The 7,057-nt window shown below is 53.5% G+C and carries 7 protein-coding genes; 1 reads left to right on the top strand and 6 read right to left on the bottom strand.

Translation table 11 applies throughout. The annotated features are described in order from the left end of the window. Positions 1–10: 10 nt before the first annotated feature. The 3 genes from AC3WJN_RS11780 to AC3WJN_RS11790 form a co-directional block, all read right to left on the bottom strand. Positions 11–820, bottom strand: a complete 810-nt coding sequence (locus AC3WJN_RS11780) for an alpha/beta hydrolase (RefSeq protein WP_007783439.1) — start codon at positions 818–820, stop codon at positions 11–13. A gap of 159 nt (positions 821–979) precedes the next feature. Continuing rightward, entirely contained in the window at positions 980–1,966 is a 987-nt protein-coding gene (locus AC3WJN_RS11785; RefSeq protein ID WP_005829942.1) for a hypothetical protein, read from the bottom strand. Positions 1,967–3,098: 1,132 nt separating this feature from the next. Then, positions 3,099–3,653 carry a DJ-1/PfpI family protein gene (locus tag AC3WJN_RS11790; protein ID WP_005829940.1) on the bottom strand — a complete coding sequence of 185 codons (555 nt, stop codon included), beginning with the start codon at positions 3,651–3,653 and terminating at the stop codon, positions 3,099–3,101. Between the two features lie 156 nt (positions 3,654–3,809). On the opposite strand from AC3WJN_RS11790, the gene AC3WJN_RS11795 reads away from it, so the two are divergent. Next, complete coding sequence (locus AC3WJN_RS11795; protein WP_005829938.1) at positions 3,810–4,238, top strand: winged helix-turn-helix transcriptional regulator; 429 nt, start codon at positions 3,810–3,812, stop codon at positions 4,236–4,238. A gap of 28 nt (positions 4,239–4,266) precedes the next feature. On the opposite strand, the gene motB is transcribed toward AC3WJN_RS11795, so the two are convergent. The 3 genes from motB to AC3WJN_RS11810 all read right to left on the bottom strand — a co-directional run bounded on the left by motB (position 4,267) and on the right by AC3WJN_RS11810 (position 6,725). Next, positions 4,267–5,070, bottom strand: a complete 804-nt coding sequence (motB, locus tag AC3WJN_RS11800) for a flagellar motor protein MotB (protein WP_005829936.1) — start codon at positions 5,068–5,070, stop codon at positions 4,267–4,269. After that, the gene (gene motA, locus AC3WJN_RS11805) at positions 5,063–5,878 is read right to left on the bottom strand and encodes a flagellar motor stator protein MotA (RefSeq protein WP_007783444.1); all 816 of its coding nucleotides are present in this window, start codon (positions 5,876–5,878) and stop codon (positions 5,063–5,065) included. Before motA ends, motB begins: the two co-directional genes overlap by 8 nt. Positions 5,879–5,993: 115 nt before the next feature. Continuing rightward, entirely contained in the window at positions 5,994–6,725 is a 732-nt protein-coding gene (locus tag AC3WJN_RS11810) for a ZIP family metal transporter (RefSeq protein ID WP_005829932.1), read from the bottom strand. Between the last annotated feature and the right edge of the window lie 332 nt (positions 6,726–7,057).

The raw sequence follows: 7,057 nt of genomic DNA on the forward strand, positions 1-7,057 counted from the left end.
CCTTTCTTTTTTATACTGCCACTGTTTTTTCCGCCCACAGCCGTCCCAGCCAGCTTACGGTGTTGCCGATCAGCTTGCTGTAGCTGTCCGCAGATGAAAACGTGTGGTCCCCGCCTACAATCACTTCGGTTTCGCACGCGCCTCGTCTGCGCAAACGCAGCTCCCGCTCATAATGGAACATCGCATCGACAGGAATCACATCGTCGCGATTGCCGTGCAAAATGAGGACATCCCCCTCAAACTGCTTGGCGTGGCGCAGCGGCTGGGCTCCGTTCAACGATTGGAAAAACCGCCCGGAGAGCAAATAGCCGTTGTGATCCGTTGTCCCTAATGCAAGCGCGTCCTGGTACTCGTTTTCCCCGACAATCCGCACAATGTCGTCAAACGGCTGCGCTACCGGAGCCCACAGCGCGAGCGAGTGAATCCGCTTGTCCTGGCTTGCCGTCAGAACGGAAACGGCTCCGCCAAGGCTGTGCCCAAGCAGCGTAATCCGCTCCTGGTCGACATGCTCCAGCCCTGCAGCGTAATCGAGCACGTCACGCGTCTGCTTCAAAAGCACATCCAGCCCGCCAGCCCCGTAGTCGCCGTCGCTTTCCCCGCAGCCGCCGTAGTCGAAGCGCAATACGCCAAACCCGTGCGCGGCGAGTTCTCTGGCGGCCTTTACAAACAAGCGGTTGACGCCAATCCGACTGCCGATAAAGCCGTGGCAGATCACAACCAATGGGTATTTTGCGACCGTTCTGCCGTTTTCCTGCTCTGGCTCATGCAACGTTGCCGCCAACGTAACTGTATCGCTTGGAATATGTAATGTCCGTTCCAAAGAACTCACCTCTTTTATTTATAGTATTCCGAGTAGTTTACTTTGTTATTGACTTTATTATCCCCTTTTTCCGCGAAAATGTCAAGAGCCACCTGCGATTGGCACAGGTGGCTCTTGAGTAGCAGAGGCGACGGGAATAGGCCCGAGAAGCGCGGCGATTTACGGCTGGATGGATTTGCCGATTCGCTGTTGCAAGAGTTCAAGCAGTTGCATCCATTCGCGGCCTTGCTCGGAATCTTCCGCTCCGGCATACTGGTGCTCGCTTGGATAGAGCGAGTAAAATGCGCCCGCTTTGTTCTCCCCGAGCTTGGTGAGGAAAGGATGCTCCTGGTAGTACGGCAGCTTTTCCTGCTCCTTGCTCAAACGGACAACGGTTGCGAGCAGCACGTCCTTTTTGGCTGCTGGATCCTTGTAGAAAAAGTTCAGGCACGGCGGGTTGCCTTCTTCGTTCGCGCAGGTGGACTGCTCGATTTTCAGCTTGCTCATCGCTTTTTCCGGCAAAAGAATCCGGTAGCCGAGCGTGCTGTCGTACGCTTTCATCGTCTCGAATGTTTTCTCGATGTTTTGGTCGTTCAACGATTCCGGCGTATTCCAGATGCCTACCGACTTTTCCGATGCAGGTGCGACACTTTCGATGAACCATTGATCCCCTTTTTGCGTCACGCCGATGATGGCCCGGTCTGTGCCGAACTTCCCTGTGGAAGTCACCAGGTCAAAATCGACCTGGAATTTCAACGTTTTGGTTTGCGCTTGTGCCTGGGCTTGCCCGCTGTCGGCTTTGTCTTCTGTTATGCTTGTGACCGTAAAGCCCTCAACCCACGGGCTGGATGTCCCCGTCACCCAATGGAAGCTCTCCATTGGTGTCTTTAGCCCCAAGCGCGCCTGTTCGGTAAACAGCGCGTATTGCAGGGCGCCGTTTCGCATTTTGACCGCTTTCGCCCATGTTTGGACTGTTTCGTACGGGGAAGTGGGAACGATCCCGCTCTCCAGCATTTTCAACTGCTCGGCCAGCGTGCTTTGCGCAGCTTCCGCCGGTTTCTCCACTGCTGCTGCGGCGTTGGCTGGCTGCTGCGCAATCGAGGCTGCAGAATAGGCTGTCACCCCGATTGCCAGTGCCGACCCTAACGCGATGAGTTTTTTATACATTTCTGAACGCCTCCCGGTTGATCGCGATGCCTGTCAAACACACAGGCCCAGATTGTCTCACAGTTATTAGACGACGGAGCGGGCGTTTTGTAACACAATTGGCTGGAAAATGTTTGCGTTCGCGTAAAAAACTTGATTGCGCCAAGCCTTTGGCGGAGGCTTCGTACCCAAAGGGCACAAGTCTTGCTTTCTCCTTTGGGGCGAAGGCTGCTATGTTGGCCATATAGGTGGATGAAGCGTATCCGTTTTTGGGTTGAAACTATAGCAGCATAGTAGCATGGTGATGTGGGCATGGGGCTGTCGGGGCGTTTTTGCTTGAAAAGCTCCTTCATCGGAACTTTTGGTGTGGCGAGGAAAGAGACGAAATCGCGGTAGCTTCTTGGGCTCCTTGCTGGGGGTTAGACTGCCCGGCTCCGGGGAAAAAGCGAAACCGCGTCCAAAAGTGGTCGATTCAGGTAGCCTCTCAGAGTTGGACGCTAAAAGCGTGTTTCGCTTTCTCCCCTCCGCCTCGGTTGGGAGCCCAAAGAGCTTTCGCGGATTTCGTCTCTTTCCTCGTCAGGGGCTAAGGGGGATCGTCGGAGGGGGAAAGAAAACGCAGGATAAAAAGCATCATACAAGAATTTCAAAGAAGGAGTGCGGGCATGCGTGTGGACCTTCTTGAGAGCTATCATTCTACCTGTTTGACCATACACAATGCTTTTTGAAATTTTTCCCTTGCCTTACGCTTCTTGGCTTCCTGATTAACAACAACCCCAAAATCAACCCCGAACGACAGAAACAGCTCGTAGAAGAAACAGGAGAAAGCAAGCGAAGGTCTTTGGGACTCCTACCTAGCCGGAGGAGAAAAAGGAAAACATGCTTTTCAGCGTCAACGTGAACCTACTTTTTTTGAATCCTCTACTTTTGACGCGGTTTTCCTTTTTCTCCGGAGGCGGACAGTCTTCGCTCCCCCGCCAGAGGCCCAAGTACCTGTAGCGCTTTCTCCTGTTTCCTCTCACCACTACCGCTACGATCAACCGTTTTCCAAGCTGACAGTCCGTCTCGCAATGCTGCCCAAGAGTCTTATCCATTCCTGATGTCTATAAAAAAAGCCGATTGCGCCCCCATTGGCGAATCGGCTTTTGGCTTGTAATTAGGCATTTACTTGCTTCACAAATTCTTTCATCAGTTGCGGCAGGTCGTTCCAGGCGTGCCCGGAAATCAGGTTGCGGTCTACGTGGAAGCGAGTCTCGATGTACTTGGCTCCCGCTGCTTCCACCTCTGGACGGCAAGCGAAGTAGGCAGTCATCTCGCGGCCTTTGATCTCGTCGGCGATGACGGTAAGTGCCACGCTCGCATGACACAAAATCATAACTGGTTTATCATGTTGGAAGAAATGGCGGGCGATGCGGGCAAAATCTTTGTGCAGGCGGATATGCTCAGGAGCACGTCCTCCTGGAATAATCAGCGCATCGTACTGCTCTGGATTGATCTCGTCGAAAGTGGCGTGCGCTTCGATCTGGTAGCCGCGCTTTTCCGTGAAGGTCTGCCAGTCTTCAAAATCGTGCACGACGGTGTTGAGCACTTTTTTATCGGTAGGGGAAGCGATCGTCACGTCGAACCCTTCCTCCAGGCAGCGGTAGTACGGATAATAAGCTTCCAGCGCCTCTACGGCGTCACCTGTCAGCATCAATACTTTTTTGGCCATGATGGCTTCACTCCTTTTTTCCAAACGATAGGATTGCTTTGCTTTCCACATCGCTTATTATAAAGGCGTGCGCCTGGCAACATAAGAATGCACTTTTTTGTGCGGTAGTTACCAAAAGGGTACCTATGGACAAACCGTAAGCAAAGGGAGAAAACCATGTCTGACCTGAGAAAAGAAACGATGGAAAAAATCCGCAACGGCGATTTTACTTGCTCCAAGGAGCTGACGCTGTCCATGTTCAGCGGCAAGTGGAAGGTCGTCATCCTCTGGCACCTCGGTGTGGAAGGCCCGCACCGTTTCAGCGAACTGCAGCGGCTGTTTCCGAAAATCACGCATAAAATGCTGACGAACCAGCTCAAGGAGCTGATCGAGGACGGAATCGTCCATCGCGAGGTGTATCCCGAAGTTCCGCCACGCGTGGAATACTCCATGACGGAGCTAGGGATGACGCTTTTGCCGATCATCGAGCTGATGTATGAGTGGGGAGAAAAACGGATGGAGCAGTTGAGGCTCGCCATGGGAGAACCGCAGGCATCCAGTGCAAGCTGCGATTGTCCAAAAGCTCCCGAAAATAACGAAGGATAGCACCTGAATCGGGCGCTATCCTTTTTGCTTATGGATTGACACTGTTTTTCGGCGGGGAGGCCAGGTCGCGCAAAATCGCTACCTCTACCCGTCTGTTTTTCGCCCGGCCTTCCGCTGTCGTATTCGGTGCTACCGGATGGTACTCGCCCATGCCAGTCGCGCTGAATTTGGTCGGGTCCAGTTTTTTGTTTTCCAGAAGCACTTTCAGAAAGTTGACGGAGCGCTTGGCGGAAAGATCCCAGTTGGACGGAAATTCAGCACGATGAATCGGCACGTTGTCCGTATGTCCGGTCACGGTCACCTTTTTCGGATGGGGAACGAGCATCGCGGCCATTTCGCTTGCCAGCTTTCTCGCTTCCGGCTTCAGCACGGCGCTGCCGGAGTCGAACAAGGCGTTGTCCAGAATCGTAATCAGCAGCCCTTCTTCGGTCAGCTTCGTCTGGAGCTTGTCCTGCAGCTTGTTTTGCTGGATGTAGCCTTCGAGCTGTGTTTGCAGCTTTTTCAAGTCCTCTGTCTCTTTGCGGACGGCTTCCTCCAGCTTTTTCTCTTCTTCTGTCTTCGGCCTTTCCTGAGCGCCTTTATGTATCGTTTGCTGCATCATGTTCGGGTCGAGCGGAATCGGGCTTGGCTGGTCCAGCACGCCCACTCCGCCGTTCAGCGCAACGTTAAAGGAGCGAACCATCTGGTCGAACTTCTTGGCGTCCATTTCGCTGGAGGCAAACAATACGATAAACAAAGCGAGCAGGAGGGTGAGCAAGTCCGCATACGGAATCAGCCAAGACTCGTCCATATGCTCTTCGTGCTGAGCATGTCTCTTCGGTCGCTTAGCCATTTACCGCAGCTCCTTCCTCCCTCTTCTCTTCCTTCATTTCTTCCTTCATCTCGGCACGCTCGTTGTACGGGATGTACACCAGAAGCTTCTGCTCGATAGCTGCCGGAGAAACGCCAGCCTGGATGGAAAGAAGTCCTTCTACCATGATCTTTTTGATCTCGATTTCCTGTTTCGATTTTCGTTTCAGCTTGGTTGCAAACGGGTGCCACAGCACGTACCCGGTGAAAATACCGAGCAAGGTCGCCACGAACGCGGCCGCAATGGAAAGGCCGAGTGCGTCGATATCGCTCAGGTTGCCGAGCGCCGCAATCAGACCGACTACCGCTCCGAGTACCCCGAGGGTCGGAGCGTAGCTACCCGCCTGGCTGAACACAAGCGCACCTGCCTGATGGCGTTCCTCGATGGCGTGAATTTCCTCATTGAGCACGTCGCGGACGAAATCCGGCTCGCCCCCGTCGATAATCATCTTCATGCCGTTGCGCAGGAAAGGGTCCTCGATCTCATCGGACGTGTTTTCCAGCGCGAGCAAACCTTCGCGACGGGCGATGGAAGCCCAGTTCATAAACTGACCGATCAATTCCCTTTTGGCAGGGAGTTTTTGCTCGCTAAAAATAACCTTGAAAAGGGCAGGAATCCTTTTGATTTCCGACATGGGAAATGCGTTGAAAAGGGCGGCGATCGTACCCACGATGATAATCATGAACGCTGCCGGATTCAGCAGGGCCGAGGGACTCGCGTGCTTCAAGATCATCCCGACCACTACTGCAACAATACCTAGTACGATACCTATCAAGGTAGACTTTTCCATCGTGACACTCCCTATTACCATAATCGAAATCTATCTATATTATGGTTTCGGTTTTTTTCGCCGCTTTTGTGAGGGGTAGTTGCACAAATTCCGCATTCTTTCGCAAAAAATCCGCTCACCCGAAAAACTGCACCAGCCCGATCATGACCAACAGACCCAAAATGAACGAAAAAGTCGCGGAGCGCGCATGGCCGTCCCCGTGGCTCTCCGGGATCAACTCCTTGTAGACGATAAACAGCATCGCGCCTGCTGCAAACGCCAGGCCGTACGGCACCAGCCCTTTGACTACGGCGGTGAGGTAGTAGCCGCAGATCGCCGACGCGATTTCCACCGCTCCCGTCATCGTCGCCAGGAAAAAGGCTTTGAGCCGGCTGACCTTTTGATTAATCAGAAAAAGCGCGACCAGAAACCCTTCCGGCGCGTTTTGCAGGCCAATGGCAAAGGCGATGAGGCCGCCAAGCTCCGGCTGCTCGCTCGAATAGCTCACCCCGACCGACAGCCCCTCCGGGATATTGTGCAAGGTAATCGCCATCAGGATCAACAGCGCCTGCGAGTCCATCGCGATGTTGACTCTCGTGTGCTCCAGATCAATATGTGGAATCACGCTCTCCAAAACGGTGAGAAAAAGCGTCCCGGTGAGCACGCCCAGACAGACGATCATAAACGGGGCGTTGGACATCGCCTGCGGAATCAGGCTGAACGTCGCTGCCGCCACCATGATGCCAGCGGTAAAGGCCAGAAGAATATCCCGCCAACGGTGCGTGACCGTGCGAAAAAACAGAATGGGCAGAGCCCCGACCCCCGTTGCCATCGCGGACAGAAAACTCCCCATCAAAAGCTGTTCCATGAAAGTTCCTCCACGAGTCGTATGTATTGTCGCATTTCAATCATCCAGATACAGGGGGCAAGATTGTCCCTCCTGTTAGCTTATAATAAAACGAGGCGGAACATGTTAAAAAGTTCATCGCTGCGGCAACAAAAAAACGCCAGAAACACTGGCGTTTTCGAGGCGTCGCGGCTATGTTTCCGCGCGATACGTCTTGCCCAGCTCAGCTCCCAGGCCAAATTGAGACTCCCACGGCTAAAGCCGCAAGCCTTCCACAATGACTAAGCGTTCGCAGTCCATTTCTGTTTTGAACAGCCTTCAAGATGAGGGCATCTCATTGCCCCTCCTAAGAC

The organism is Brevibacillus sp. FW306-2-1A-C05A, from assembly GCF_058781555.1.